Annotated in this window: 22 protein-coding genes and 2 pseudogenes; 6 read left to right on the forward strand and 18 right to left on the reverse strand. The window is 47.2% G+C overall.

Going from position 1 to position 26,097, the window contains the following annotated elements:
* Nucleotides 1–124: 124 nt before the first annotated feature.
* Nucleotides 125–1,021 (forward strand): LysR family transcriptional regulator, encoded by an 897-nt coding sequence (locus NZD86_RS18320; protein ID WP_268043503.1) that lies wholly within the window; start codon nucleotides 125–127, stop codon nucleotides 1,019–1,021.
* On the opposite strand, the pseudogene NZD86_RS24820 reads toward NZD86_RS18320, so the two are convergent.
* Nucleotides 1,000–2,168 (reverse strand): annotated as a pseudogene (locus NZD86_RS24820) (alpha-hydroxy-acid oxidizing protein). The gene NZD86_RS18320 and the pseudogene NZD86_RS24820 overlap by 22 nt on opposite strands.
* Nucleotides 2,169–2,592: 424 nt before the next feature.
* Nucleotides 2,593–2,976, reverse strand: coding sequence for a DUF1259 domain-containing protein (locus NZD86_RS18335; RefSeq protein WP_268043505.1), 384 nt, complete (start codon nucleotides 2,974–2,976; stop codon nucleotides 2,593–2,595).
* Between the two features lie 186 nt (nucleotides 2,977–3,162).
* Here NZD86_RS18335 and NZD86_RS18340 point away from each other — a divergent pair, with 186 nt between their 5' ends.
* The 5 genes and pseudogenes from NZD86_RS18340 to NZD86_RS18360 form a co-directional block, all read left to right on the forward strand.
* Nucleotides 3,163–3,456, forward strand: a complete 294-nt coding sequence (locus tag NZD86_RS18340) for a hypothetical protein (RefSeq protein WP_268043506.1) — start codon at nucleotides 3,163–3,165, stop codon at nucleotides 3,454–3,456.
* Between the two features lie 383 nt (nucleotides 3,457–3,839).
* Complete coding sequence (locus NZD86_RS18345; protein ID WP_268042741.1) at nucleotides 3,840–5,057, forward strand: IS110 family RNA-guided transposase; 1,218 nt, start codon at nucleotides 3,840–3,842, stop codon at nucleotides 5,055–5,057.
* A 676-nt stretch (nucleotides 5,058–5,733) separates the two neighbouring features.
* Nucleotides 5,734–6,270, forward strand: coding sequence for a transposase (locus NZD86_RS18350; RefSeq protein WP_268043507.1), 537 nt, complete (start codon nucleotides 5,734–5,736; stop codon nucleotides 6,268–6,270).
* Nucleotides 6,271–6,429: 159 nt separating this feature from the next.
* Entirely contained in the window at nucleotides 6,430–8,082 is a 1,653-nt protein-coding gene (locus NZD86_RS18355; RefSeq protein ID WP_268043508.1) for an IS1634 family transposase, read from the forward strand.
* 52 nt (nucleotides 8,083–8,134) lie between these two features.
* Nucleotides 8,135–8,962: pseudogene (locus NZD86_RS18360) on the forward strand (IS1380 family transposase); the annotation flags it as partial.
* A 229-nt stretch (nucleotides 8,963–9,191) separates the two neighbouring features.
* Here NZD86_RS18360 and NZD86_RS18365 read toward each other — a convergent pair.
* The 16 genes from NZD86_RS18365 to NZD86_RS18440 all read right to left on the reverse strand — a co-directional run bounded on the left by NZD86_RS18365 (nucleotide 9,192) and on the right by NZD86_RS18440 (nucleotide 26,086).
* Entirely contained in the window at nucleotides 9,192–10,382 is a 1,191-nt protein-coding gene (locus NZD86_RS18365) for a CaiB/BaiF CoA transferase family protein (RefSeq protein ID WP_268043509.1), read from the reverse strand.
* A gap of 44 nt (nucleotides 10,383–10,426) precedes the next feature.
* A complete protein-coding gene (locus NZD86_RS18370) occupies nucleotides 10,427–11,479 on the reverse strand; it encodes an SDR family oxidoreductase (RefSeq protein ID WP_268043510.1) in 1,053 nt (350 codons plus the stop codon).
* Between the two features lie 88 nt (nucleotides 11,480–11,567).
* Entirely contained in the window at nucleotides 11,568–12,353 is a 786-nt protein-coding gene (locus NZD86_RS18375) for an enoyl-CoA hydratase-related protein (protein WP_268043511.1), read from the reverse strand.
* A 39-nt stretch (nucleotides 12,354–12,392) separates the two neighbouring features.
* The gene (locus tag NZD86_RS18380) at nucleotides 12,393–13,169 is read right to left on the reverse strand and encodes an HpcH/HpaI aldolase family protein (RefSeq protein ID WP_268043512.1); all 777 of its coding nucleotides are present in this window, start codon (nucleotides 13,167–13,169) and stop codon (nucleotides 12,393–12,395) included.
* A 17-nt stretch (nucleotides 13,170–13,186) separates the two neighbouring features.
* Nucleotides 13,187–15,157, reverse strand: a complete 1,971-nt coding sequence (locus tag NZD86_RS18385; protein WP_268043513.1) for an NAD(P)/FAD-dependent oxidoreductase — start codon at nucleotides 15,155–15,157, stop codon at nucleotides 13,187–13,189.
* A gap of 19 nt (nucleotides 15,158–15,176) precedes the next feature.
* Entirely contained in the window at nucleotides 15,177–15,869 is a 693-nt protein-coding gene (locus NZD86_RS18390) for an ABC transporter ATP-binding protein (protein ID WP_268043514.1), read from the reverse strand.
* Entirely contained in the window at nucleotides 15,862–16,605 is a 744-nt protein-coding gene (locus tag NZD86_RS18395; RefSeq protein ID WP_268043515.1) for an ABC transporter ATP-binding protein, read from the reverse strand. Before NZD86_RS18395 ends, NZD86_RS18390 begins: the two co-directional genes overlap by 8 nt.
* Nucleotides 16,574–17,578, reverse strand: coding sequence for a branched-chain amino acid ABC transporter permease (locus tag NZD86_RS18400; protein WP_268043516.1), 1,005 nt, complete (start codon nucleotides 17,576–17,578; stop codon nucleotides 16,574–16,576). Before NZD86_RS18400 ends, NZD86_RS18395 begins: the two co-directional genes overlap by 32 nt.
* Nucleotides 17,575–18,453 (reverse strand): branched-chain amino acid ABC transporter permease, encoded by an 879-nt coding sequence (locus NZD86_RS18405; protein ID WP_268043517.1) that lies wholly within the window; start codon nucleotides 18,451–18,453, stop codon nucleotides 17,575–17,577. The genes NZD86_RS18400 and NZD86_RS18405 overlap by 4 nt, the downstream gene beginning before the upstream one ends.
* A gap of 115 nt (nucleotides 18,454–18,568) precedes the next feature.
* A complete protein-coding gene (locus tag NZD86_RS18410) occupies nucleotides 18,569–19,762 on the reverse strand; it encodes an ABC transporter substrate-binding protein (RefSeq protein ID WP_268043518.1) in 1,194 nt (397 codons plus the stop codon).
* 134 nt (nucleotides 19,763–19,896) lie between these two features.
* Nucleotides 19,897–20,682 (reverse strand): SDR family oxidoreductase, encoded by a 786-nt coding sequence (locus NZD86_RS18415; RefSeq protein ID WP_268043519.1) that lies wholly within the window; start codon nucleotides 20,680–20,682, stop codon nucleotides 19,897–19,899.
* Nucleotides 20,683–20,891: 209 nt separating this feature from the next.
* Entirely contained in the window at nucleotides 20,892–21,731 is an 840-nt protein-coding gene (locus NZD86_RS18420) for a 3-hydroxyacyl-CoA dehydrogenase family protein (RefSeq protein WP_268043520.1), read from the reverse strand.
* Nucleotides 21,732–21,745: 14 nt separating this feature from the next.
* Nucleotides 21,746–23,164, reverse strand: coding sequence for a sigma-54 interaction domain-containing protein (locus tag NZD86_RS18425; RefSeq protein WP_268043521.1), 1,419 nt, complete (start codon nucleotides 23,162–23,164; stop codon nucleotides 21,746–21,748).
* 21 nt (nucleotides 23,165–23,185) lie between these two features.
* Nucleotides 23,186–23,929 (reverse strand): cyclase family protein, encoded by a 744-nt coding sequence (locus NZD86_RS18430; RefSeq protein WP_268043522.1) that lies wholly within the window; start codon nucleotides 23,927–23,929, stop codon nucleotides 23,186–23,188.
* Between the two features lie 71 nt (nucleotides 23,930–24,000).
* Nucleotides 24,001–24,774, reverse strand: a complete 774-nt coding sequence (locus NZD86_RS18435) for an SDR family NAD(P)-dependent oxidoreductase (protein WP_268043523.1) — start codon at nucleotides 24,772–24,774, stop codon at nucleotides 24,001–24,003.
* A gap of 166 nt (nucleotides 24,775–24,940) precedes the next feature.
* Nucleotides 24,941–26,086, reverse strand: coding sequence for a thiolase family protein (locus NZD86_RS18440; protein ID WP_268043524.1), 1,146 nt, complete (start codon nucleotides 26,084–26,086; stop codon nucleotides 24,941–24,943).
* Nucleotides 26,087–26,097 lie beyond the last annotated feature (11 nt).

Genomic DNA, 26,097 nt, shown 5'->3' on the forward strand with positions numbered 1-26,097 from the left:
GAAAGCGGTTACACGCATCTTTCTCGATTAACCTCAATTAGATTTTACTTCAGATAAATAAATAAATAAAATACATATATCAAATAGAATATATGCAAAGTTGCTATAAATGAGGTGCGTAACCATGGACTTGCGTCAGTTGCACTACTTCTTAGCAGTCGCCAACCATCTGAGCTTCTCAAAAGCCAGCCAAGCGCTCCATGTTTCACAACCGACCCTCAGCAAAATGGTCAAGAACTTGGAGGATGAACTTGGACTCGTGCTGATTGACCGCTCCACCCGCCGCATGCAACTGACCGATGCCGGCACAGTCGTCCAATCACACGCTGAAACCGTGTTTCGTTCCCTGCACGATCTCAATACCGCCCTCTCCGACGTCACACATATGAGACGCGGCAGCATCAAACTGGGTTTGCCTCCTGTTATCGGGGCCAGCTTTTTCCCCAGGATTATCGCGGAGTTCCACCGCTTGCACCCACAAGTCAGGATTCAGTTGGTTGAAGAGGGCGGCAAGATGGTCGAGTCATCACTGTTGACCGGCAGCATTGATGTCGGAGTTGTCGTCTTACCCGTGGAAGACGATATGTTCAAAGTTGTTCCGCTCGTGGAACGCGAGTTAAAGCTAGTCGTTCACGTGTCACATCGATTTTCACAAGCCGACGAGGTCCCACTTGGCGCTCTGCAAGGGGAATCGTTTATTATATTTCGCAAAGGTTTTTCCCTCTATCATCACATCCGGGAGGCATGTATTCGCGAAGGATTCGAGCCGCGTGTCGATTATGAGAGTTCACAATGGGATTTCATCGGGGAGATGGTGGCTTCCAACCTAGGCATCGCGTTTTTGCCCGAGACGGTATGCGCAAGGCTGCCCTCTCAAGAGACAGAGGTTGTGCCTGCCACAAAACCGATCATCCATTGGAATTTGGCCTTGATCTGGCCGAAAGACCAATATGTCTCGCACGCTACACGGGAGTTTATCTCTTTTGTCACATACTGGTTTCACGCCCGTCGAGATACGTAGCCGGCGCCCAAGTCGCGGATGGCCTTGTAACCGGACAGTGCAAGTTGCAAATCGAGTCCGGCCCTGTATTGCATAAGGAGTTCTGCGACTCCTTCCCGTCCACCTGCTGCTAACGCGTAAGCATAGGGACGACCCAGTAATACGGCATGTGCCCCTAGGGCGAGCGCTTTACATATGTCAGCTGCTGAACGGATGCCACTATCCATCAACAGAAGATAGGCCGGCCCAACCGCTTGGCGAATTTCAACCAGTGCATCCAGGGCTGCGATGCCGCCGTCCACCTGACGGCCCCCGTGATTCGAGACAATCACACCGTGGAGGTCCATGTCCTGTACTCGTTTTGCGTCGTCCGGGTGCGTGATTCCCTTGACCAGTATCGGCAACTTCGTCATGTTTCGAATGGACGCAAGATCTTCCCACGTAAATGCGGGATTCACGTAAACGGATAGGAACTCTTGGATGGCAGCGGCGGGATCATCACTAGGTGAGTTCTTTAGCCGCGACAAAAAGGCCGGATCGGATAGAAAATTCGCGATACCCTCTCCCAAGAGGAAAGGAAGGTAAATGTGCTTTAAGTCCGTCTCCCGCCACCCGAGCATCGTCGTGTCGACCGTGACCACCAACCAGAGTACCCCGCACGCTCAGCCCTATCTAGGAAACTCTGAATAATGTTCGGATCCCTACCGGGGTAAAGTTGAAACCACCTTGTGGCGGATCCCATGGCCTCGGCCACTGTCTCCATCGTCACAGAAGAAACGGTGCTGAGAATGTACGGTACACCTGCATCGGCCGCGGCCTTGGCGGACGCTAGCTCCCCGTCTCTGTAGATGATGGACTGAACTCCCAGGGGTGCGAGCATGAATGGGACATCGTAGGTTTGCCCGAGAATGTCGACAGACAGATCGCGATCCGCCACGTTGTTCAACATGCGGGATCGGATAAGGTACCGACCGAACGCTCGGCGATTTTCGGCCATGGTGTCCTCCAACCCCGCACCTCCTTCAACATAGCCCCAAGCCTGTGCGGTCAGTCGCTCCTTTGCCGATTGCCGCCAATCATCAAGCGATACTGGCCACTCCCAATGTGACTTTCCCTGGAGAGACTGCGTGTACATACGCAACTGTGCATCGAAGCCATATTGACTCATTCATGAGACCTCCTAAAGCAAACGCTTACACAAGTCTATCTAGACTTATTTTACTGTATTGAAGAGATATGTTCTCGCCATTTCTGAAATAACCGCCGTAGATAGAAAGCAGTAGCCATGTTTTCCCTCCCATAGGAACAGGGTGCACTTAACGGTATACGTATCAGGCTATAACGAAGCCCTGACGTGCTCTATTGATACTTCGATGTTAGCTTCCTAAGCATACTGTCAGAGATTTAACAAAAAATTGCCACTACACTGTGGTAGTGGCGGATGGATGGTTATAGGGGCTTGATGAAACAATGGAAATTGGTCGTCTTGCAGGATTGTTGTATACGAGCTCTATTGAAATTTCGTTGATTTTTATCTTATTCTCTTCTGCCCCTCAATTAACCACGTTTGTATACGTGGACGCACCTGTTGTTCACTTGTTAAGTACCGTGAACGCCCTTGCAACTTTTCTCGCAAACACCAACGGGCGCTCAACCGCCTCCGTGTGGACATACATGAGTCTCGGTTTTTCGAACAGCCAGTGATTGTGGACTGCTGTCACGCGCAAGCCTTGTCGACGAAGTGCGGAAATGAAACGGTTTACTTCCGTTTGAAGTACCGTAAATTCCCCCGTTTCCAGAGCGCGTCCATGTCTGTCGAGCGAGCCAATGGCAATCTCGTGTTCTGTGTCATAACTCCGCCCAAGAATCGTTGCGTTCAGCTCTCGTTCCACGGTAACTTCTGTAGATTTGCTGTTCGCAATGACCTTTCCGCCAACGATCTTTGCAAACTCATTTGCTAATTTTATGGGCAGCACAAAGATGTCCCCTTTCACTCGTTGATGATCTTAGGGTATGGACCAGAGACAAAGCTTGAACCGGACATCGTCCTTGGTTGCTAGTCCATTTAAAAGTGAGAATAGGCTGTTATCCCTGCCGGCATCTGTCACGGGATACATATGTTTAGGGCGTGTAAATCACTATCCGAGGGGGAGAACAAAAGTATGCTTGAGGGTTATCGTCAAATGACACCAGGGTATGGGTATGGTCAACAACCATACTATCAATCGCAACAGCAGCAATATCCGTATCAGCAACAGCAATATCCACAGCAGTATCCGGGGTACCCTGCACTACAGCAGTCCTACCAGTCGCCATCTACCGCGCATGAACAGCGTTTAGTGCAACACGAACGTCGGTTAGATAGAATTGAGCGCAGGCTCGCCCGACTAGAGAGTATGCAGCAAATTCAGCCGCGAAGTGCAGAAGGAGAATCTTCGCCGTCTGAGTGGCCCTAAGGACAAGGGCATTTCCTGCACAAAACAGTGGTGACGTTCCGGCGCCGACGGCGCGGCATTTTTTTGGGGCTACCTGTCGTGCAACAGACGCCGGGAACGGAACCGGGCATTTCCAAACAGTGAATCACAGATTAGACTCCCATGCCGCCGGGGCGGCACCAGCAGAAGGATGAAAATGCCTTTGTGTTGAATGATTTTTTGGTGGCTGGCGAAGGCAGGTCGTCACTCCTTGGTGCCTCGAGCCCGCTGATTAGACTGACTACGACGACCAGGTGCACCACAGAATGTCGCTCTCCTCCTCGGAGAAGCACGCAGGATAGAATGATCCGTTATGGTCGTTGCACCAGCCCTTCAATATTACCAGTCCATCAGGAAGGATTGGCATGGATGTCGTATACGAACGTTGTTGCGGCCTCGATGTGCACAAGAAGACGGTGGTCGCCTGTGTGCTGACGCCGGAGGCCAAGGAGATTCGCACGTTCTCCACGATGACGGAGGATCTCCTGGAGATGGTTGACTGGTTAGGACAACATGAATGCACGCATGTTGCTATGGAAAGCACAGCTTCATTCTGGAAGCCAATCTACAACCTTCTGGAGTCGGCGGACTGTCAAGTGCTTGTGGTGAACGCCAAGCACATGAAGAACGTTCCGGGCCGTAAGACCGATGTGAAGGATGCCGAATGGATCGCCGGATTGCTCCGCCACGGGCTGTTGCAAGCCAGTTACATCCCCAACCGTGAACAACGGGAACTACGAGAACTCATTCGCTACCGCCGAAGTCTCATTGACGAGCGGGCAAGAGAGGTGAATCGGGTTCAAAAGGTGTTGGAAGGTGCCAACATCAAGCTTTCTGCAGTGGCCAGCAATACACTTGGCAAATCTGGGCGGGCGATGTTGGAAGCAATGATCCACGGAGAAGAAGACCCGGAGGTATTGTCAGGGTTAGCCAAAGGCCGGATGAAGGCGAAGAAGGCCGATTTGCACAAGGCACTGAATGGGCTTATGGGCTCCCACCAACGAATGATGCTGGCAGCCCAATTACGTCACATCGATTACTTGGATGAAGAGATTGCCCGGCTGGATGAAGAAGTCAAGGAGCGCATGCTCCCTTTTGAAGAAGACCTGGAGCTAGTGGACACCATCCCCGGTGTCGGTCGACGAACAGCAGAACAAATTCTGGCTGAAATTGGGACAGACATGACCCAATTTCCGTCTGCTGCCCATTTATGCTCTTGGGCAGGACTGGCTCCAGGGAACAATGAAAGCGCCGGGAAACGAAAGTCGGGGAAAACACGCAAAGGGAATCAAAAACTCAGAGCAGCGCTGGTGGAAGCAGCACGCGCAGCGGCGAGAACGAAGCAGACTTATCTCTCTGCCCAGTACCATCGAATTGCAGCTCGAAGAGGCAAAAACCGTGCAGCAGTTGCAGTGGCCCACAGCATCTTAACCATCGTGTATTACGTGTTACAGCGACGTCAGCCTTATATTGAACTCGGCCCAACATATTACGAAGCACGCAAGAAAGACGCAGTCGTAAAGCAGGCGATCCGGAAGTTGCAATCACTCGGGTTGGAGGTCACCGTAAAACCTGTTGCATAAATGACCTCCAGACATCACAGAGTTCCTTTTAAAACCCATCTTGTGGTGGGCTTATTTCAGTATGTCGTTTTACCCTGGTCATCGCTCAATTATTTTCAGGATAGAAGAACATGGTACCGCTATGCATAACTTTAGTTTCGGCTAGTTGGAACGAGGGACTCTGGTGCTCTTGTTTCGAAATTCTGGGGTTCTTTTAGACCGAACGAGTACAATTGGGGAGCCGATTACCCCCTTTAAACAACAATTTCAGTGCTTGGGTAACCTGGACATGTTTTAGGTTCTCTATATTCTGCGTAAAACGAGTAATGACGCTGGGTTCTTTCGACTAATAATTGCTTAGGTTTTATTATGTCCCTTTAGCATCTCAAAACTCGTCACGTAAGCGCAGAGGCAAATATCACAGTCTTATACCAGAAACTTAAAACACATCCATGTATAGAAGTAAAGTGGGAGATGAATTTCTAACATAGAATATCTTTAGCCTGAAATATTCATAGCGCGATCGTGAAGGACCTGTAAATGCAAGCGGTGCAAGGGCTATAAGGGGATTTAGCGATTCACTTAAAAAGTGACGTGAGCACATAGGAAAAAAGCCCAACCTTTGGTAGTGTTAAGGTGTCTAATCCAAACACATCAAAGGAGAGCTCTTCTATTGAAAAGCCTACAAGAGAATGTCATGAACTTCAACCCCAGGGTGAAAATGAATTTTGACGGCGGCGACTTGACCTCGGATGCTGGACTGCTCCTATACAAAGAATTCGATCACAAACTGGGCCTATCCGAAGCGGTAGAAGAACTGCTCGTGGTTCATGATTCGGTCTTTCATCGGGATCATCCAAATAGCGACGTGGTTCTTCAGAAACTGTATCAGCACATAGCTGGCTACCATACAGACGATCACGCAGATGATTTAGCTGTAGAGCCATTGCTAACTATGCTGCTGGGAAAGGAAAGCTTGGCCTCACAACCTACTTTGTCTCGTTTCAACGATAAGGCGGATATTGCGACTGCCAAATCTCTGGAGTGTGTGAATGAAACGTTGCAGCGTCGCGTGTACGCTATAAAACCCCAGAACCAATTCGTTTTTGATTTGGATTCCTCCAGCTTTGCTGCCTACGGAAAACAGCATGGAGCGAATTTCAATTACCACTACCAGCAACATGGATTTCATCCGTTGTTTTGCTCGGGTTCGACAGTTACAACCCACTTATAAGCATTTGTGGATAACCGGAATCCCGTAGTGGCGCGGAATTTCGGTTCTTTTGTGTAGGCATTTTCTCAAAATTTTGTAGGCATGCGAATTTCTGTGGATAACTCGTAGTTTTATCAACAATTATTGACTTTATCCAACGTTTAGTTTTAAAATGTAGACATGTATATACGGCGGATATCACGAAAAAACAAAAACGGCTCTGTCACGTCCTACGTGCAGCTTGCCCATAATGAACGCAATCCCAAGACCGGCAATCCCCAAGCGAAAGTCCTCTACCACTTCGGGCGTGAAGATGAAGTGGACATGGATGGTCTAAAGAGACTTGCCGCGAGCATATCGCGGTTCCTTGGGGATTCACCAGTTGATACGGAGCCCAAGGACAGCGTGCAGCTCAGTCTGCTCGATAGCAAGACGTTTGGTACCGCTTCTATCGTCGACTCGCTGTGGCAGGAGCTTGGCGTGGGTCAAGCTATATCCAAGCGACTGGTACAGCGTAAGTATGAAGCCCCGATTGAGCGTGCCATCTTTGCCATGGTCGCCAATCGAGCCTTGGACCCTTCGAGCAAGCTTGGCATGGAGGACTGGGTGAAGCGAGATGTCGCACTGCCAGGTGTTGAGAACTTTGAAGTCCATCAAGGATACCGTGCAATGGATTTCCTGATTGAATCAGATGTAGACATCCAGCGAGAAGTGTTCGAAACGGTCGCAGACCTATTAAACCTCGAGGTCGACTTACTGTTCTTTGACACGACGTCGAGTTATTTTGAAATGGATGACGAGCCGGAAGAAGACAGTCTGAAACAACCCGGTTACTCCAAGGACCACCGGCCTGATTTACCACAGGTCGTGATTGGCTTTGCAGTAACCCGAGATGGTATCCCTGTGCGGTGTTGGGTATGGCCTGGGAACACGTCAGACATGACCGTCATTCCAGAAGTGAAGAAGGATCTCATTGGATGGCGTCTCGGACGCGTCGTTACGGTCGTCGACCGTGGGTTCAGCTCGGAGGACAATTTACGTGAGCTTCAGAAAACCGGCGGGCATTACATTGCTGGAGAGAAGATGACCGCTGGCAAGCAGAAGGTCGAAGATGCCCTGTCTCGTCCTGGGCGATTCAAGACCGTACGAGATAACCTCGAGATAAAGGAAATCGTCGTGGGAGACGGTGAGGCGCGGGTTCGATACGTGCTCGTTCGAAACCCAGATGAAGCACGCAGAGACGAGTTTCGGCGCGAGGCACATCTCAAGGCCCTAGAAGCCGAGCTCGCGCGACTGAAGGAGTTGGACAGCGATGCGCACGCCAAGGCACATTGTCGTTTACAGAGTCACCCGACCTTCAAGCGTTACTTGAAGTCGGACAAACGTGGCAATCTCGCGATTGACCAACAGGCGGTTAAGGCGATGGAACGACTGGATGGAAAGTACCTGATTCGGACCTCAGACGACACGCTGTCCGCGGAGGATGTGGCCCTTGGATACAAGCAACTGTGGCAGGTTGAAGCAGCATTTCGTTCCCTGAAACAGACCATGGAATTGCGCCCAATGTACCACCGGAAGAATGAGCGAATTCGGGCACATGTGCTGCTGTGTTGGCTCTCGTTACTCTTGGTTCGGGTAGCAGAGAACCGGACCTGTCGTACATGGAGAGAGATTCGTTCTGTCATGAACGAGATGCACCTTATAACCTACAAGGCTGGTAGCGGAAGAGTCCGGCAGCGAACCGAAGTAACCCCGGAGCAGGCACAAATCCTGAAAGCGCTCGGTTACGAGCATCCACCGCTATTCGCAGAGATATCCACAGAAATGCTGTAGGCACCACACGAAGTTATCCACAATCCCGAAACCCTAGACGCACCAGCGGGTTTCGGGATTTCGTATATCTACAGCTGTCGAAGCCGAGTTTCGCTTTGACGGTCTGACCGGTGATTGTCTGCGAGCAGAGCTTCGTGCAGGCAACGTATACACTTCCCGTCAAGTCGTCCGGTTTGTGGGACCAATTCTGAATCGATACGGTAGGCTGAACCCGGATAGCCTCATCGTCATTCGTGGCGATAGTGGGTTTGCCGTTCCAGGGCTGTTTGAGTTGGCGGAAACCAAGGGTCATAAATACGCCATCCGCCTCAAGTCAAACGCACGGCTACAGTCCATTGCGCAGGTCATGGCGGATCCATTACTAAACGCTGAAAGATTACACAAACGACAAGTCCATTACAGGGAATTCATGTATCAAGCATCCAGTTGGGAACATGCCCGCCGGGTGGTCGTGAAGATGGAACGTCCGGCTGGTGAACTGTTGTTTCAATTCACATTTATCGTGACCAATATGACGCTGCAGCCCAAGAACATCATTCGCTTTTACTGCCAGCGCGGTCATATGGAGAATTTCATCAAGGAAGCCAAAAATGGATTTGCGTGCGATAAGATGAGCAGTACAGACTTTGAAGCGAATGTCGTGAAACTCCAGTTAGCCATACTTGCGTATAACTTTAACAACTGGTTTCGCCGATTGTGTGTACCAGAGAAAATGCAATCAAGTCGGATGGAGACTTTGCGAACCAAACTGGTCAAAGTTGCGGGGAAGCTAGCTCACTCTGGCCGATACTGGACTTGGAAATTGTGCAGTTCGTGTGTGTATCGAAAAGAGTTCATTCAGACGCTTAAAAACGTAGCCGCATTACCGCAGTTCGGTTGAGATGATTCCCGTCTGAATAACAACTGGAACAGACATGAGAGGTGAATACGGGATAGGTACGCCTTCTCCTCAATCCATATTTATCCACACGTAACCCCACGGGAGACCATGGTCATGAAAGTCCAAGTCCAGACCTACGAGAACGAAAGTTCAATTGATCCTAGACCATTGGTTTCCTATATTCATCCATTTGTTACAAGCGGTTTACTTCGCTATGAATATTTCAGGTTTAGTGATGTTTTTCCACATAAACAATGTTTTGTTGAACGAAGGATGCTATCTCTTCATCCGAATACCCAAAGCTTTTCAATATTGCAAAGGATTGCTCTCCAAGCTCAGGCACCTTCCCGTTCTTCCTTCGATACCCGTCCACCGTAAACGGACTAGCTATGGTTGTACCCGTTTCGCCTGTGGTCGTTTCAAACGTTGCCCAAGGATCAATGGCCTTGATTTGAGGGTGTTGGGCAACATCCAGAAATGATTGAACCGGACCACAAAGAAGGTTGTTTTCATGAAGTTTTTTCAGTAACTCTTCCCGCTGAAATCCCTCAACTTTATTATTAATCTGTTCTCTAACCCACCGTGCACTCTGTTTTCTCGATTCTAGGTCTTGCATCCTGGGATCGTTCACTATCTCTTCCAAACCGATAACCTTCAAGAAATCTGACACAGCGGTCTCCCGCCAAATCGGCATTACTACGAGTTCGCCATCCTTCGCTTTATACACGCCTGTTACCGGGTCATCGAATTGAGACGTACGGTACCCCATTTGTGCTTCGGTTACCTCTGTAATCGCAGAAAACAATGAGGACTCAATTAAAGACGTTGTGATATAGGAACCTTTTCCTTCACGAAAGCGTCCAATTAGCGCCATCAATATGCCGCAAAGCAGTGACATTCCAGCCCCAAAGTCTGAGACAGGATAACCTATTGCTCTTGCTTCATCACTTGTAGGATCTGAATTTTGACGCATCAAACCGCTTAAAGCCTGCGCAGTGACGTCTTGCCCACCTTCCTTGACCATGGGGCCTTTTGAACCATAACCGCTGATTTCTGCATAAATTAACGCAGGGTACTCCTCCTTCAGTTGGTCCCACCCCAAGCCTAATCGTTCCATTACTCCCGGTCGAAAGTTGTGGACCATGACATCGGACATTGATAGAAGCGTCTTCACAATTTCTAAGCCCTGCTGCGTTTTTATACTTACTGCAAGACTCTCTTTGCCCCTATTTAATGATGCAAAAGGGATTCTAACACCATCGTATTCGTGACCATAATGCGACCTGAGTAGATCTCCGTCTGGAAAACGTTCTACTTTAATCACCCTTGCGCCAAAGTCAGATAGCAGAAGAGTGGCTAATGGTCCGGCCTCAATTTGAGAAAAGTCAATCACGGTTATTCCATCTAAAGGGAGTCCCATGTCATCACCTCGCGGAGCTAAAGTAGTATCGATTTGTCTAACGTCTATGGTATGTAGCGTTCTTGACGTAGCATTGATATCTGTTTCGTAAACATCTTTTCTGTACTTATAAATTCAGTAAAGCCAAACTCGCGTGCTTTAATCGTGTCCAACATCGAATCGTATCCGTGGGAAAATGCACTATCCATAAACTCCCACGAGGCAATTTCCGAAAAAGGGTACGGTTTAAGACCGTACTTTTGGACCATGTCCTCCCAAACCGGTTCCTTAACACGCATAAATGTACTCAAAGGGATGTATTGGGGGGCAGCGATGTCCATATCAAGCGCCTCACCTATTTTCCCCCAAATATTTTCCCACCTAAAATAATCACCATTGTTGATATTAAAAATCTGATTTGCGCATTCTGGTGTAACCAACGCCCAGTGTATTGCTTTTGCCAGCAACTGAGCATCTGTTGCATCCATCAATGATGTGTAAGCCTCTTTGGTGCCTGGAAATCGTAAAGGTAGTCCCAAATGTTTTGAAATAGATGCGTACACAGTCAATGACATGAGTATATTCATTGGGTTTCCAATAGCGAATCCATATACCCAAGAGGGTCGTACGATAACCCACGAGACTTTGTCCTGATGTGCCTTAAGGAGATCTTCCTGGTTATAGTAAAAGTTTGGGGGCATGTGCCGTGGATCCGTTTCTTTCGCAGGCGTCTTAAATGGTCCTAGGTGCGATCCATAAGCCTTAAGTCCCTGAAGCAAGATTATCCTCTCTACCCGAGGACAAAATCGTTCAAGAACGATTACAAGGTTTTCCAACAACTGTAGATTTGGCGCTACTAACTCAGATACATTCGATCTGTGCTGATAAGCCGCAAAGACGACATGAGTTACTTCCTGCAGCTGGTCAGAAAAAGGCTGAAAGCTTTCTGGTTTGTAAAGATCAGCAGGGATATAGTTACTCGAAGATAGTGTTCTGTTTTTCGGAATTCTCCTTGAAAGTCCTATAGCCTTCCAGTTCGGAAGTTTTTCAAAATAGGTCATCGCGTTGTACCCGACAATACCAGACGCACCTGCCACGAGTACTGTATTTTCACCCAAATGAAAACATCTCCCTTGTATTTGGCTTACGTATAATCAACACAAACCCGCAGCAAATTTTAATATGAACTTTTATATAACTGGCAATCTATCTACCCTTCCACACTGGAGAACGCCGTTCAACGTAGGCGGTGGAACCCTCTTTGGCGTCATATGAGTTTGCAATCATCCGACCCAATTCGTTATTCATCTGCCATGCCTCATCGGAAGTGTACATAGGTAGCTCCGTTCCAGACATAAGTAGTTGTTTTGTTGCCTTAACGGCTAATGGTGCATTCTCAGCAATCACAGCGGCCAACTCATACGCACTGTCCATTAATTTCTCACTGTCTACTACTTGATTCACGACACCCCAATGCATCAGTTGCTCTGCACTCAGTGGCAATCCCGTAAACGCCATAAAGCAAGCTACTTTGATTGGTAAGTGACGAGGAAGGCGCAATAACCCTCCGCCACTGGCGATTAAGCCCCGCTTAACTTCAGGTAAAGCAAATTGTGCGCCCCTTGCTGCAATAATTACGTCACACGCTAAAGCAATTTCAAACCCACCACCATATGCTAGACCATTAACCGCTGCGATAAGCGGTTTGGCCGTCTTTGATCGCACCAATCCCGCAAACCCACCCCCGCATTCGTTCGATAGATCTACACCTCGGGAGACTTCTTTCAAATCAGCTCCGGTGCAAAATGACCGCCCATTTCCCGTCAGAATAATGACACGAACATCCTCATCAAGTTCCGCTCTTGATAAGCATTGCTCCATCTGAACCGTGATGTCCAAATTGATTGCATTCAAAATATTCGGACGATTCAACGTCAGGGTGACGATATCTTCTTTTTTCTCGAAAAGAATCGCTTGGTCTTTGGATTCCATCTGACAACACCCCTCAAAAATATCCTAGTGAACCTAGAGTTATCCCTTCATATTTCCCAACGAATCTGAAACGAAACCCTTGGAGGCTGAGGAAAATATTCCAACAGCACTCGTAGCTATGTATCTGACGCCCAAACCATACCAGTACCGAACGTCCTGCGGAGTTTGAGCAAAAATACCTACGATACGTCCCGCGGAACGGATTTGTTGAATCGCTCTTTCTATGGTGTTCAGTACGTTCGGGCCGTGAGGGTTATCTTCTCCTAGAGTCAGCGCTAAATCTGTAGGACCAATAAAAAAAACATCAATTTGTTCAACTCTAAGAATTTCTCCTAGGTTATCCAGCGCTTCTACAGACTCGATTTGTGCCACAACCACAGTCTCCCTATTCGCCCAATCGATATAAGCTAAACCCTTCTTTTTGTTCAAATAAGCAGCTCTAGCCGAAGCAGCATATCCTCGCTTTCCTACGGGAGGATACTTTACATAGGAAACGCAATCCTTGGCGATGGAGCCATTGTCGACATGAGGCACTTGGACGCCAATGGCTCCAGAGTCGAGTACCTTCAGAACGTTTTCTGAGTTCGGAACCAAGCCGCCCAATCGAACAACAACTGGAATATTGACATTCTCGGCAGCGTGGACCAAGCAGGGGATTTCCGACGGACTCATCGAACCATGCTCACAATCGAGAATGAGAAAATCGAATCCAGCTGTTCCTAAAATCTCAATCACTTCGCTGGAACGCATCGGAACAAATGCTCCCAATACACACTGGTCTCTTTGAAGCTTCTCTTTCAGACTCACATTTACCATTTCCAGACCAGACTCCTCTACAACCGCATGCCAAGGACATAAGCCTCGTAAATCGTCTTTTGAAAATTCCCTACTTCTCTGGCATCGCCAATGGCAAATACCTTGTCACAAAGTTTGGCTGCGGCCTCATAAAGATTATTGACGGGACGTACACCCCACGCCACAACAACATTGTCTGCAGGTATCGACTCAACCGCGTCCACTTCAGATAACGAGACCTTTGCCTCGTTGTTCTTCACTTCAATTAGGTCAGCGGATGTTAACACACGTACATTCGCCTCTCGAATCAGGCGAAGAAGATTCCTGCCGTTTACATAAGACTCGTCAGAGGCTAAATCCCTAGCGGGCGATCGCGATAATAGCGTCACGTTGAAACCTTGTTTCGCCAACGTCAGAGCCGTTTCGCATCCTGTAGCTCTCCCCCCGAGAACGATAGCTGTATTTCTCTGAAGAGGATGTCCCGATAACACGTCGTGGGCGCTAACCACGTTCCCATTTACGTTTTTCAGGTCCGGCAGCACCGCTTTGGCACCAGTGGCGACTACAAAAGCATCCATGGAAAGCTGTTGTAGCGAATCTGCAGTCACCGGGGAAGAAAGATGAACATTCACGCCTAACTCATGCATCTGATGAATCAAAAAATCCCGAAGCCACAAAATTTTATCTTTTCCTGGAGCGACCCATGACAATGAAAACTGACCTGCAGCCAAGTGGTCTTCGGCCTCGTATAAGTCAACAGTGTGTCCACGAAGACGCGCCACACGTGCAACTTCCATACCGGCTAAACTTCCACCGACGACAACAACGCGCTTCGTTTCACGAGCAAGAGGCAAAGGTTCATACTTGCGCTCATGACCCACGACCGCATTCAGTGCACAGCGCAACGGAGTGTAAAAATCGACGCAAACGTTACAAGAGATGCATTTCCGTATATTTTTAACCTGCCCGGTTCTCGCCTTGGCGGGCCAGTCTGGATCCGCAATTAACGCCCTGCCAAGCGCAATAAAGTCGGCTCGATCATTTTCCAAAATTGAGTTTGCAACCTCAGGTTCACGAATGACACCAACGGTAATAACAGGAATCTTAACTCTTTGTTTAATACTTTCTGCGTATGGGACACGCCATGCCTGCGGACGGTCCATGGGGTCGCAATTCCGATCTAATGTCTCGTGAATTCCTGTGGTGATGTGCAACGCATCCGCTCCCGCTTTGTCCAAAGATTCGCCAATCAAGATTGCATCTTCAAGCTGGACACCTTCGGAGACGAATTCATCAGCGCTATACCGAACGATAATAGGAAGTGTTGCAGAAACTTTTGTTCGAATTCCCGAAATGATTTCTCGTATGATTCTGACTCTATTTTCAATGGACCCTCCGTACTCATCTGTGCGTTTGTTGGTGTACGGTGATAAGAATTCCGCAAGTAAATAACCGTGAGCCGCGTGCAGCTCAATCGCGTCATATCCAGCGCTAACTGCTCTTCTTGCTGCGCGAACGAAGGCCTCTACAATTCCCCTAACCTCATTTGTGGACAGCTCTCGAGGTTGTGATTTCATCATCTTACAGGGTATTGGTGAAGGAGCGACTGGCTGTACATCATTCCACTTTGAGAGTGTTTGCCTCCCAGCATGATGGAGCTGTAAAGCAATCTTTGCCCCCTCGGCATGCACTGCCTCCACCAAGGTGTAGTGTCCTGAGATATATCGGTCGTGATCAATCCTCAGTTGGTTGGGACTACCTAGTCCAACAGGGGCATCAACGCATGAGTACTCAACAATTATTAATCCGATATCAGAGGCACGCCGCACATAATACGCAATCATATCCTCGCTTACTTCTCCATTGACCGTAGATAGATTCGTTTCCATCGCAGGCATAATGAGGCGATTACGCAGTGCCATTCTCCCAATTTTTCCGACCTTAAAAAGGAATGGGAACTCTAGATCCCTACGTTCATCGAGAACAGCATTCGTTTCGGATACGTACATTGAAGTCCCTCCTCATAGCCTAGATACCTAAGTATGCAGATTGAATTCTAGGGTCGTCTAACAGTTCACTGGACAATCCGGACGTTGTTATCCTTCCGTTTTCCATAACATAGGTGGTCTCGGAAACCTCCATTGCACGATGCGCATTTTGCTCAACAAGTAGAATTGTTAGTCCTTCTTGTTTATGCAGCATCGTTATAACTTCAAACAAGGCATCCACAATTAACGGAGCCAAACCCAAGGAGGGTTCATCAAGCAATAAAAGCTTGGGCTTTGAGAGAATGGCGCGTGCAACGGCAAGCATCTGTTGCTCTCCACCACTCAACGAACCGGCCTTCATGTGCGATTTTTTCTTTAGGGCTGGGAAAATATCAAAGACACGATTCAATTCAGACCCGGTCACATCAACCTTTGCCAGGACTAGATTTTCACGGACACGCATATCAGGGAATAATCCGCGCTCTTCAGGTACGAGAGTAAGACCCAACTTAGCCGTTCTCTCCGTTGGGAGTGTGTGAATCCTTTTCGAAAAAAAGTATACCTCCCCACTATTTATTCCTTTTAACCCCATTATGGAACGGAGAAGAGTTGTCTTACCGGCGCCGTTAGACCCGATGAGACAAACGAATTCCCCTTCATGGACGGTGAGATTTATATTTTTCAACGCGGGTTTCGGTCCATAATGAACCGTTAGGTCTTTGACTTCAAGCATGGGTCTCCCTCCTAGTACCCAAGTAAGCTTCCAGCACTGCAGGGTTCTCTTGGATTTCCGTAGGAGTGCCCTGTGCTAACACCTCGCCATGGTGTAAAACCGTAATCTTGTCGCAGACGTTCATAATGACTTTCATGTCATGTTCAACTAGAAGAATCGCAAAACCCTCTTCACGTAAATTCATCATTATCCTTACGAGTTCTTTGCTTTCACTCGGATTCATGCCGGCTGCCGGTTCATCAAGTAGAATCAATTTCGGGTTACAGGCTAACGCTAAGCCTATAGCCAGACGGCGCTGCGCTCCATAGGGCAGGTTTCCAGCAATCATATCCTGCATCCCAGTCATATGAACTTTTTCACAGAGTTCCTTTATATGACCATCCACATCTCTTATGCGTTGACCGTGCTGTGAGTAAAGACTTCGCCGAAAGTTTTCCCGAACAGACACATCTGCAAATAAACTCGTGTGTTGGAATGTTCTACTGATTCCTAAACGGGCGGTTTGAAATGGCTTTAAGCCGATTAAATTCTGACCTAATAAGTCTGCTTTTCCGCTTGTCGCCTTTACAAACCCGCTGATGGTATTTAAGCAAGTGCTTTTCCCTGCACCGTTAGGCCCGATTAAACCAACAATTTGCCCTTCTTGTATGTTTAGGTGAACGTCTTTTAACGCCTGTAATCCACCAAAGCTCACTGAGAGTTTATCAACCATTAACAGTTCTGACTTCGGTGTCATCATATCCCTCCATAGATTTCAACTCATCCGTCTTGTGGTTACGTCTCTCTACGATGTGTGTAAAAGCGGATACAATGCCCTTGGGAAAGAAGATCAGAGCTAGGATAGTTACCAATCCAAATATTATGAGATTCCATTCAGGTTTTAACTGGATATAATTGGAGGCGCTTGTTAGAATAACACTTCCGATGACGGGACCAATCAGGGTACCTTTTCCTCCGATAACAACCATACTCAGCGTCATTTGAAGGAAATAGATACCGAATAGGTCTGGACTTACATATCCAATGTAGTACGCATAGAACACCCCAATTAACCCAGAAAGAATGGAGCTAACTACAAAGGTGAGGAGTTTATATCGGAACACATTGATGCCCAGCGCAGACGCAAGACCTGAGTTGTCCCTTGAGCTAAGGATTGCCCGACCCGTTCGGCCTGAAAGAAGTATCCTGCTGACTGCGTAGACAATGAGACAAAGGACGAAAATGAAATACCAGTAGTAAACGGGTTTCGTGAACATGAGTCCCCCAATCTGTAATGGGGGTATCCCTGGAAGACCGTTTGAACCACCAGTAAATGAACTCCAATTATTCGCCAGTGTCGCTAAAATACCAGACATACCAAACGTCAGCATTGCGAAAAATGGCCCTTGGAGCCGCAGAGAGATACCTCCGATAATTACACCAAACACCGCTGTTACCACGATAGAGACAAGCAGGATAACGAAGAACGACATTTGAGGGTTCGTGGTGACTAACTTCGCCGCAGTATACGCTCCTACCGCAAAAAACGCTGGTTGACCAAAAGATAGTTCACCAATGTAGCCAATGATTAAATCTGTAGCCATTGAGAGCCCAGCAAAAACTCCAATCATGATCAGCGTCTGGAGCAATAATCCGTTGACACCCAGGAGAGGGAGAAGCGCAAGACAAAGAACGACTACCCACGCAATGATCCTTGAAATCTTTTTCACGACAGCGGACGCCCCCCCATTAAACCTTGTGGCCGGATGAGTAAGATTACAACCATGATGATATAACCCACTAAATCTAGATATGTGCCCGATAGGTAACCGGCAACCATGGCTTGTAAAACCCCGAGAATTAAGGCCGCCAAAATCGTTCCTGTAATACTACCCATCCCTCCAAGGACGACGACAATGAAGGAAGTAATTAAAGCTGAACTTCCCATTGAAGTAAAAATGGTAGTCGTTGATCCAACTAAAATTCCAGAGAGTGCTGCTAGAGCACAGCCAACCCCGAACGTGATGGTATAAACCAGCTTTACGTTAATTCCGTTTAAACGTGCTCCCTCGGAATTTTGGGCCGTTGCGTGAAGTTTAAAACCAATCTTCGTTCGGTTAATTACGAAATACATGACAATCAGAAGGAGAACCCCAACGCCTACGACAAGTGTATTTTGAACTGAGACACGAATTTGCCCCATCGCAATGACCGATTGCTGATAAGGACTGCCAACCTGTTCTGGATTCGCACCGAAAATTAATTGGGCAACGTTGGTAATGAGTGTGCTTAGTCCGAGTGTTGCAATCATTACACTCATTTCATCCTTCTCCCGCAATTGACGTACGATACTAATGTCACTCAATACGCCAACTAGACCTACAAAGAGTAATGCGACAATCGTGGCCATCCAATACGGAAGGTGCATAACAGAAATCATCGCTGCCGCGACAAAAGCTCCCAACATGTAAAATGAACCGTGTGCGAAGTTTATGACCTTCATAGTACCGAGAATCAGGTTCATGCCAACAGCTACCACTGCGTATCCCATTCCCGCAACTACACCATTGATGATTTCTTGAAGGAAATAGACAAACCCGTTCACTGAATCACCCCTTGTCTTTCAATAGAGTCATTTCTGGGCTTGAGGCTGTTCTTTGGTGATGAAAGACCAGCCCAGAAAACTGACTCCAAATCCGGATCGTCACTCGTTTTTATTCCTAATTTAAGAAATTGAAGCTTCCGTCAGACTTAACTTGGAAGAATCGATATTGACTCAACTGCCTGCCGTTCGAATTAAACTTCATTGTGCCCCCGGCTGTATCCCAGCTTTGGCTCTTAATAAGGCTGCTGACTTTGCTAGGATCCGTTGTGCCCGCTTTATTCATTGCCTGCGCCATCAGTGTGACGGACTCGTAGCCTAAAAATGCTAACTTATCAGGTTCAGATCCGTATTTCGCTTTATAATCCTGAACAAATTTCGTATTTTGCTCATTTTGAGTTGATGGGAAGTACATGTCTGCCGAGTAAACTCCCTGGCTCGCTTGATTTCCCGCCAATTTGACGACGCTTGGGACGATGGTTCCCACCGCGGCAACAACTTTTGCGTTGATACCCTGTTGATGAATTTGTTGAATCATATCCGGCAGCCCCGATGCCATGGCTGCGTCAACAACATATAGAACATCTGGGTTGGCAGCTTTCACCTTTGCCAGCTCCTGTGTAAAGCTGGTTGCACTAAATGGAATGCCTTCTTTAACTACTACTTGTGGAGCGCCTGACCCCTTCCACACGGACGTCGTCGCGTCGACAGCGACTGTGCCATAGGAGTCGTTCTCATAAATAATTGCTACCTTCTTTGCTTGTAAATTGTTTTGAATAAACTTCCCCATCGCTTGACCATCGAAGGTGTTGTCACTGTTGTATGCGATTACATTTGGGTACTGGAAGTTAACGGATTTGGACACCACGACTTCATCAAGCAAATTGTTCCGAGCGATGACCGGCTCCTCTGCTTGTGTAACCGGACTGTCAAATCCCTCTAGAATTGCCTTCACATTGTCTTGAAGCAATGAATTGACCATGTTTACCCCAACAGAAGGTGTACTTTGGTCGTCTTTCTGATCAAGATTAATCTGACTGCCAAGAACGCCGCCGCTTGAATTCACTTCATCTGCACCCACCTGCATACCCTGAAAAACATCTTTCCCATTACCAGCAGCGGGACCGGTAAAAGGTAAAATTACACCAATGTTCATCGTTTTACCCGATGAAGAACTCGAGGATGAAGAATTGTTTGCACTCGACATTCCATTTGCTGAATTTGCGCTTGCGCTGCCCGTACTACCACAACCTGTAACTGCCCCAATCATTGAAACCGCCAATAAACCTAGCCCCAGAACTTTCCCTTTCATTCATAAATCCCTCCCAATTACTTGCTTTTCATAAGCCATTTACTGTTTGCATCTTCACATTACGACCCACGTTAACCCAAACTTGGTACGTCTCCCCTCTCAAATGTAATCAGACGTTTACGGGTTTTACTAACTCAATCGGTTAGGAAAGACATGGCACCTCGTAAACGAGTTCCACCATCAACAATCACGACCTCTCCATTCATGAACGAGGAGGCCTCCGATGCAAGGAAGACGATAACCGAGGCAGCTTCATCCAGAGTACCCATACGACCTAGTGGAATCCGTTGGATCGTTTCATCATACTGACTGCTGGGTAGCTCATGAATGAAGCCCTCACTTGCAATCGGTCCTGGACTAATACAATTGACCCGTACGCCGCTGGGAGCGAGTTCTAGCGCAAGTGTTTTCGTGAGATTAACCACTGCAGCTCTAGCTGCGGCAGAATGGGCCATCCCCGGGCTTCCTGTTTCAAAAACAACCGCAGACATATTGATGATGTTTCCATGACCCTGCTGGCACATCATCCGACCGAAAGCTTGACAGCAATAGAATGTACCGTTCAAATTCAAATCAACGACGGCCTTCCAGCCATTCGGACTTAAGTTCAGCGAGTTTTGAATAAACTGCCCGCCTGCATTATTAATGAGGACATCCACTTTTCCATAATGTTGATACGTCGCTTCTGCGAAGTGATTCACTTCTTCAGGATTTCGTATGTTCGTGGGAACCACGAGGGCTTTGCGACCTAATTTTTCTACTTTACATGCAGTTTCTTGTAATGTTCCGATATGTCTACCTGCCAACGACACGTCCGCACCAAGGGAAGCCAATGCTATAGCTGTTGTTCTTCCAATTCCTGTTCCGGCACCCGTTATCGCAATAACAGACCCTTGGAACAAACCGTCTCTAAATATCACGATAGGACCCCTCCCATTCCTCCGAAACGAAAGCTCTTCGCTGTTTTGATATCGAACCTACTTTCTCTCAAGCAATTTCCGTACCACACTTAAAACCATACAAATTCAACAAGAGACACGGATTCTCACAGGAGTTTTCGGTTCACGATAAACAAACTGTATACAGTTTGCGTATACAAGTTCAAATGTTCTGTAAACTATGCGTAACATCATGTTGATAAATATGGGAAATCTAGAATATCGGCTAAGTAACTGTAGAATCCGGATGACATTTCCTTTCCTGTTAAACCGGAATTAACCATATCTAAAAGCAAGTAGTGTGGTTGGTAACGGGAATTGTTCAGTCCTGATGCCATGGCATTCGCCATTTTCACGACTCGATTTAACCCAATTTCATCAGCTAGTTGCAAAGCACCTTTTTTCATGCCTAATCCATGTCTCAATGTTTCATCTACTTGTTGCGGAGTTGCTAGCCCCTCATGAAGAATAGATACCGCCTCATTGATTACAACCAGTAACATGCGGTTAAGGACATATCCAGGAACATCTTTGACGATGTAATACTTCTTGCTAAGATGTTGAACAAAATCGGTAGTTACATCGATCGTCGCTTGCGACGTCCGCATTCCTCTAACAATCTCTACAAATTCAATTTCATCGAAGGGTAGCACAAATTGCATACCAATCATTTTCTCGGGTTGTTCAATCATGCGGGACAATTCCGATACCGAATACAGTTTACTTGTTGTGATATATACAGGGTGGCTGTTTAAAACTCCGTCTACCTCTTCTAGAAATTGTCCCTGGGTAGAATCATCTGGAAGGCAGTCAATTACCAAGTCGGGCTCAAGGTCAAACGGAATTTCCGTAAGAAATTCGATGTTTTTCAGACGATGTAAAGAAGGTAAAGAATGCTTAAACTTGGAATTTGCGTCATCTAGCTCCTCTATATATGGGTCATAAACAAATATCTCTATACCTCGTGACTTGAGGCACGCTTTTAATACGCAACGGGAAACATCCGTTGCTCCAAGTAGAAGTACTTTCAAACTTCAAACCTCCTTTACAGTGAAATGCCATACTTCTTTATCCGTTGATAAAAGGTTCGTCTACTAATCCCAAGCAATTCAATCGCCTTTGACCGGTTATAGTTGGTTTGTTTCAACGCTTCAAGGATTTTTTCACACTCCGAAGTAGTGTCTGAGACGTTGTCCCCCATTTCCTCTCTTAACGAATGGGCTTCGCCCATATCAGCCTCCAAGTGTTCCTTGATCTCTTCCGGAAAGGCATCGAATCTGATGCTAGAGCCCTTTGAAAAGACAACCGCGTGTTCCACAGCATTTCTGAGTTGCCGTACATTTCCAGGCCAATGATAACTTTCAAGATTGGTTATTATGGATTCATCAATCGTCAATTTCTTTCCATATACCTGTTCGCATTGATGCAAAAAATAACGAACAAGCGGGCCGGTGTCCTGCCTTCTTTCACGCAGAGCAGGAATATTGAGAGGAATCACATTGATACGGTAAAACAAGTCCTCACGAAACTTGCCTTTTTTCACTAAGAGTTTAAGGTCTTGATTGGTTGCTGCTATAACTCTTATATTCACCCTTATTGTTTGATGGCCACCCAACCTTTCAAATTCCCTTTCTTGCAAAACTCGGAGAACTTTCGTTTGGGCGTTGAGGCTCATGTCCCCTATTTCATCCAAAAATAAAGTGCCACCTTGTGCTGCCTCAATCTTGCCGCATTTCCCCCCACGCTTTGCTCCAGTAAAAGTCCCTTCCTCATAACCGAACAGTTCTGACTCGAGAATCGAATCCGGTAATGCCGCACAGTTGATCTTAACAAAGGGTTTATCAGCGCGTTCGCTGCACTTATGGATGGCTTCTGCAAATATTTCTTTTCCGACTCCACTTTCTCCCGATAACAGCACGGTAGCGGGTGATTTTGCGGCTTGTGCAGCTCGATGGATCAAGTCGAGGAAGTTTTTATCTTCCCCAACTACATGGCTAAAAGCTTCATCCCGTTCTTGATAAGTAGGTTGTTCCGTCTTAACAACTTCCAGGCGGCGAAGAGCTTCGTAAAATTGCACAACTTCGCCAGATTTCTTAAAAATGGTAACTCCGCCGATGATTTCCCCCTGCTTATTGTACAGGGGGGTAGCATCGGCAACTAACTCAACACCTAGAGATTTCAAGAATATGGGCTCTTGTAAAATCGCTCGCCCGGTTTTAAGAACCGTTAAGATTCTCGCGTCTCTTTCTACGTTTCGCATGTGACGACCGATGACGCGATTGACTGGTACACCCAAAATTCGCGTATAAGAAGGATTGGCATAAACGATAGTCCCCTCCTTATCCACTACAACAACACCATCTTGCATGGAAGAGAGCACCTGTGCCAGTGGGAAATTGGAGGTGATAGGAGGTTGAAATTCATTCGAATTTAAATAGTTCATTACCGTTTCGTTATTTCGCATTAGCCTCACCCATTAATAAGATTAGGACTCTACGACAGCCAGCGCGCGAATTTGTCCGCCTGTCTTATCTAGGTATGGAATCGGCACTCCAACGAAATGGAATCTAGGTCTGGGTATCGAGCTAATGTTCGTTAGATTCTCAATCACTGCAATAAATTCATCGTTTCTTAAACCTAAGGAGCGCGGGCGTAAAAAGTTCATGTGTACAGGTAGATTCAATTCTCCAGCTGCGTCCACATTGCAGGTATCGATGCCCACCGTTCGAACGTTTCTCTCTCTCAACCACTCTCCTGCCTCACGTGATAGACCCATATGCTCCATAGAGTATCTTACAGGGTCTTTTACCGTGGACCACCCGGTGTGTATCAAAACAATGTCTCCCGGCAAAACCTTTGCACCTGTTCTTTCTTCAGCGGATTGCAAATCTTTCGCCGTAACGGCATTGTTCGATCCGAAGCGATGCGAAACGTCCAGCCAAATTGCGGCTCCATAGCCGCACTCGATTGGCATTTTGTCTATCGTATACTCGGACTCTGGGTCACCGTGAAAACACGAATCCATATGCGTCCCGGTATGCCCGCAAATAATAATCTGTTCATTTTCAAAGGAAACCACGTCGTTGGAATCATAAAAATTCGGGCGATTGAAATCACGCCAAGCCGCGTGATTTCTCGTTCCTGATAGAAAGATAGGGGTTCGTCCGTGGGCGGGGTGTTGGGCCATACCCTCTCGAATTAGCATTGTTAAATCAATAATTTTTTCCATTAACGGATACCCTCCCTCTGCTTTAAAAGCATATAGACGAAATAGATAACTTAGGAATTTTTGCTCATAAATTAAAATCCGATATAGTACCCACCGGAAACATTTAATACGTGACCAGTGATATAATTTGCGTCGTTTGACCCAAGGAATAAGACCCCAGGGACCACATCATCTACCGTAGCGAATCGCCCTAGAGTTATTTTGCTTTTATAAGTATCAGCAAATTTATCCTCTCGAATCGTTTCTGTCATACGTGTTTCCACGACACCAAAGGCTACCGCATTGGATTGAATTCGGTATCTTCCCCACTCTCTGGCAGTAGACATCGTAATCCCAACAACGCCAGACTTCATCGCCCCATAATTAATTTGTCCAACCGTGCCCGTCAATCCGGCTACAGAAGTCACGTTAATGACCTTACCGTTAGATAGGCCATCGGGGTTCTGTTTACCCCGGTCTATAAAAACGGGCGAGACTGCCTGAATACAATTGAACACACCCTTTAACCCTACATCGATGACTGTGTCCCATTGTTCTTCTGTCATTTTGTGAATCATAGCCGGCCTTGTAACGGCCGCATTATTGACGAGAACGTTAACTGTACCAAACTCCTTCACCGCGACGTCGACTAGCTCTTGTGCACTTGACCGGCTGCTGACGCTTCCTACATATGCAACGGCCTTTCCGCCCATCTCCCTTATTTCCTGCGCAGTATTCCACGCTTCTTCCTCGTCCACATCGTTCACAACAACCTGTGCTCCTTCTTTCGCAAACCCTATGACCGCTGCTCGCCCAATTCCACGCCCTGAACCTGTTACAATCACAACTTGGTCCTTAAATTTCATATTTTTCACCTCTACTCTTTTTCACGAACATCAATTGAGTGAATTTTGTCCATTGGAATGCGAGATTTATTAATTGTGTACCGATTCATAGCAACACTTTCCCGCAAAGCGCTTTCATATTCGAAATAATAGGGGGTTAAGTCGTTAAAACTGTGCTGCTCAGAAATTACACTCTCTGGATAATGGTTGCGGTTGCCATTCCGCCGCCGCAACACATGACCTGCAGTCCCAATTCTTTATCCATGTCTTCAAGTTCGTGAAGCAACGTAGTCATAATACGAGCTCCGCTCGCACCAGTCGGGTGCCCCAGAGCGATAGCTCCGCCTCTTGGGTTGACCTTTTGAATGTCAGGTTGCAGTTCTTTCATCCAGGCTAACGTCACCGCGGCGAAAGCTTCGTTACACTCAAACACATGAATATCACGCACCGAGAGACCGGCTTTCTCCAAAATTAACTTCGTGAGAGGAATTGGGCCAGTGAGCATCAACGTAGGATCAGCTCCAATTACTCCTCTTGCAAGAATACGAGCACGTGGTTTTAATCCAAGGTCACTTGCTTTTTTTCTGGACATGACAAGGACTGCAGAAGCACCATCACTAATCTGACTTGAATTTCCAGCTGTAATTTTTCCATTGTCGATAAAAGCTGGTTTGAGTTCGCCAAGTCTCTCCACGGTTGTATTTGGCCTGATACCCTCGTCTTCATTGACCAAGATGGATGCACCATCTTTCTCAACCTGAATCGGAAGAATTTCGCGTGAAAATTCCCCGTTACTTCTCGCCCGAGCAGCTAACTGATGGCTACGATACGAGAATTCATCGAGGTCAGAACGAGACAGATTCCATTTATCTGCGATTCTTTCAGCTGAAACACCTTGAGGAATGATTTCATATTCTTCAGTTAACTCAGGGGGTTCCGGTACACGGTCTGTTCCTAACGGATGCCGAGTCATATGCTCGATGCCTGCAGCCAAGACCACATCAGCATCGCCCGCAATTATCGCTTGGGCTGCTTGATTTACCGCTTGCTGTGAAGAACCACATTTGCGGTTCAACGTCACTGCAGATACTTCCACTGGAAACCCTGCCATTAAGGTCGCAATCCGTGCAATGTTATTACCTTGTTCCTGATTCTGTGTCACACATCCGACGACCACATCTTCAACCTGAGATGGGTCAATGCCGGTTCGGTCTACAATTCCCTTCAACACCGCTGTGAGCAAATATTCAGCCCTCGTATCCGCATACACCCCACGCCGCCTTCCTATTGGTAGACGTACTGCGTCAACGATTACTGGTTGCCTGTCGTTCATCGCTATTCCCC

Source organism: Alicyclobacillus dauci, assembly GCF_026651605.1.
Classification (GTDB): domain Bacteria; phylum Bacillota; class Bacilli; order Alicyclobacillales; family Alicyclobacillaceae; genus Alicyclobacillus; species Alicyclobacillus dauci.

Coding starts and splice junctions, on each gene's coding strand:
- NZD86_RS18320 (WP_268043503.1), top strand. CDS start 125: ATGGACTTGCGTCAGTTGCACTACTTCTTAGCAGTCGCCAACCATCTG.
- NZD86_RS18340 (WP_268043506.1), top strand. CDS start 3,163: ATGCTTGAGGGTTATCGTCAAATGACACCAGGGTATGGGTATGGTCAA.
- NZD86_RS18345 (WP_268042741.1), top strand. CDS start 3,840: ATGGATGTCGTATACGAACGTTGTTGCGGCCTCGATGTGCACAAGAAG.
- NZD86_RS18350 (WP_268043507.1), top strand. CDS start 5,734: ATGAACTTCAACCCCAGGGTGAAAATGAATTTTGACGGCGGCGACTTG.
- NZD86_RS18355 (WP_268043508.1), top strand. CDS start 6,430: ATGTATATACGGCGGATATCACGAAAAAACAAAAACGGCTCTGTCACG.
- NZD86_RS18365 (WP_268043509.1), bottom strand. CDS start 10,382: ATGGGACTCCCTTTAGATGGAATAACCGTGATTGACTTTTCTCAAATT.
- NZD86_RS18375 (WP_268043511.1), bottom strand. CDS start 12,353: ATGGAATCCAAAGACCAAGCGATTCTTTTCGAGAAAAAAGAAGATATC.
- NZD86_RS18380 (WP_268043512.1), bottom strand. CDS start 13,169: ATGGTAAATGTGAGTCTGAAAGAGAAGCTTCAAAGAGACCAGTGTGTA.
- NZD86_RS18385 (WP_268043513.1), bottom strand. CDS start 15,157: ATGTACGTATCCGAAACGAATGCTGTTCTCGATGAACGTAGGGATCTA.
- NZD86_RS18390 (WP_268043514.1), bottom strand. CDS start 15,869: ATGCTTGAAGTCAAAGACCTAACGGTTCATTATGGACCGAAACCCGCG.
- NZD86_RS18395 (WP_268043515.1), bottom strand. CDS start 16,605: ATGACACCGAAGTCAGAACTGTTAATGGTTGATAAACTCTCAGTGAGC.
- NZD86_RS18410 (WP_268043518.1), bottom strand. CDS start 19,762: ATGAAAGGGAAAGTTCTGGGGCTAGGTTTATTGGCGGTTTCAATGATT.
- NZD86_RS18425 (WP_268043521.1), bottom strand. CDS start 23,164: ATGCGAAATAACGAAACGGTAATGAACTATTTAAATTCGAATGAATTT.
- NZD86_RS18430 (WP_268043522.1), bottom strand. CDS start 23,929: ATGGAAAAAATTATTGATTTAACAATGCTAATTCGAGAGGGTATGGCC.
- NZD86_RS18435 (WP_268043523.1), bottom strand. CDS start 24,774: ATGAAATTTAAGGACCAAGTTGTGATTGTAACAGGTTCAGGGCGTGGA.
- NZD86_RS18440 (WP_268043524.1), bottom strand. CDS start 26,086: ATGAACGACAGGCAACCAGTAATCGTTGACGCAGTACGTCTACCAATA.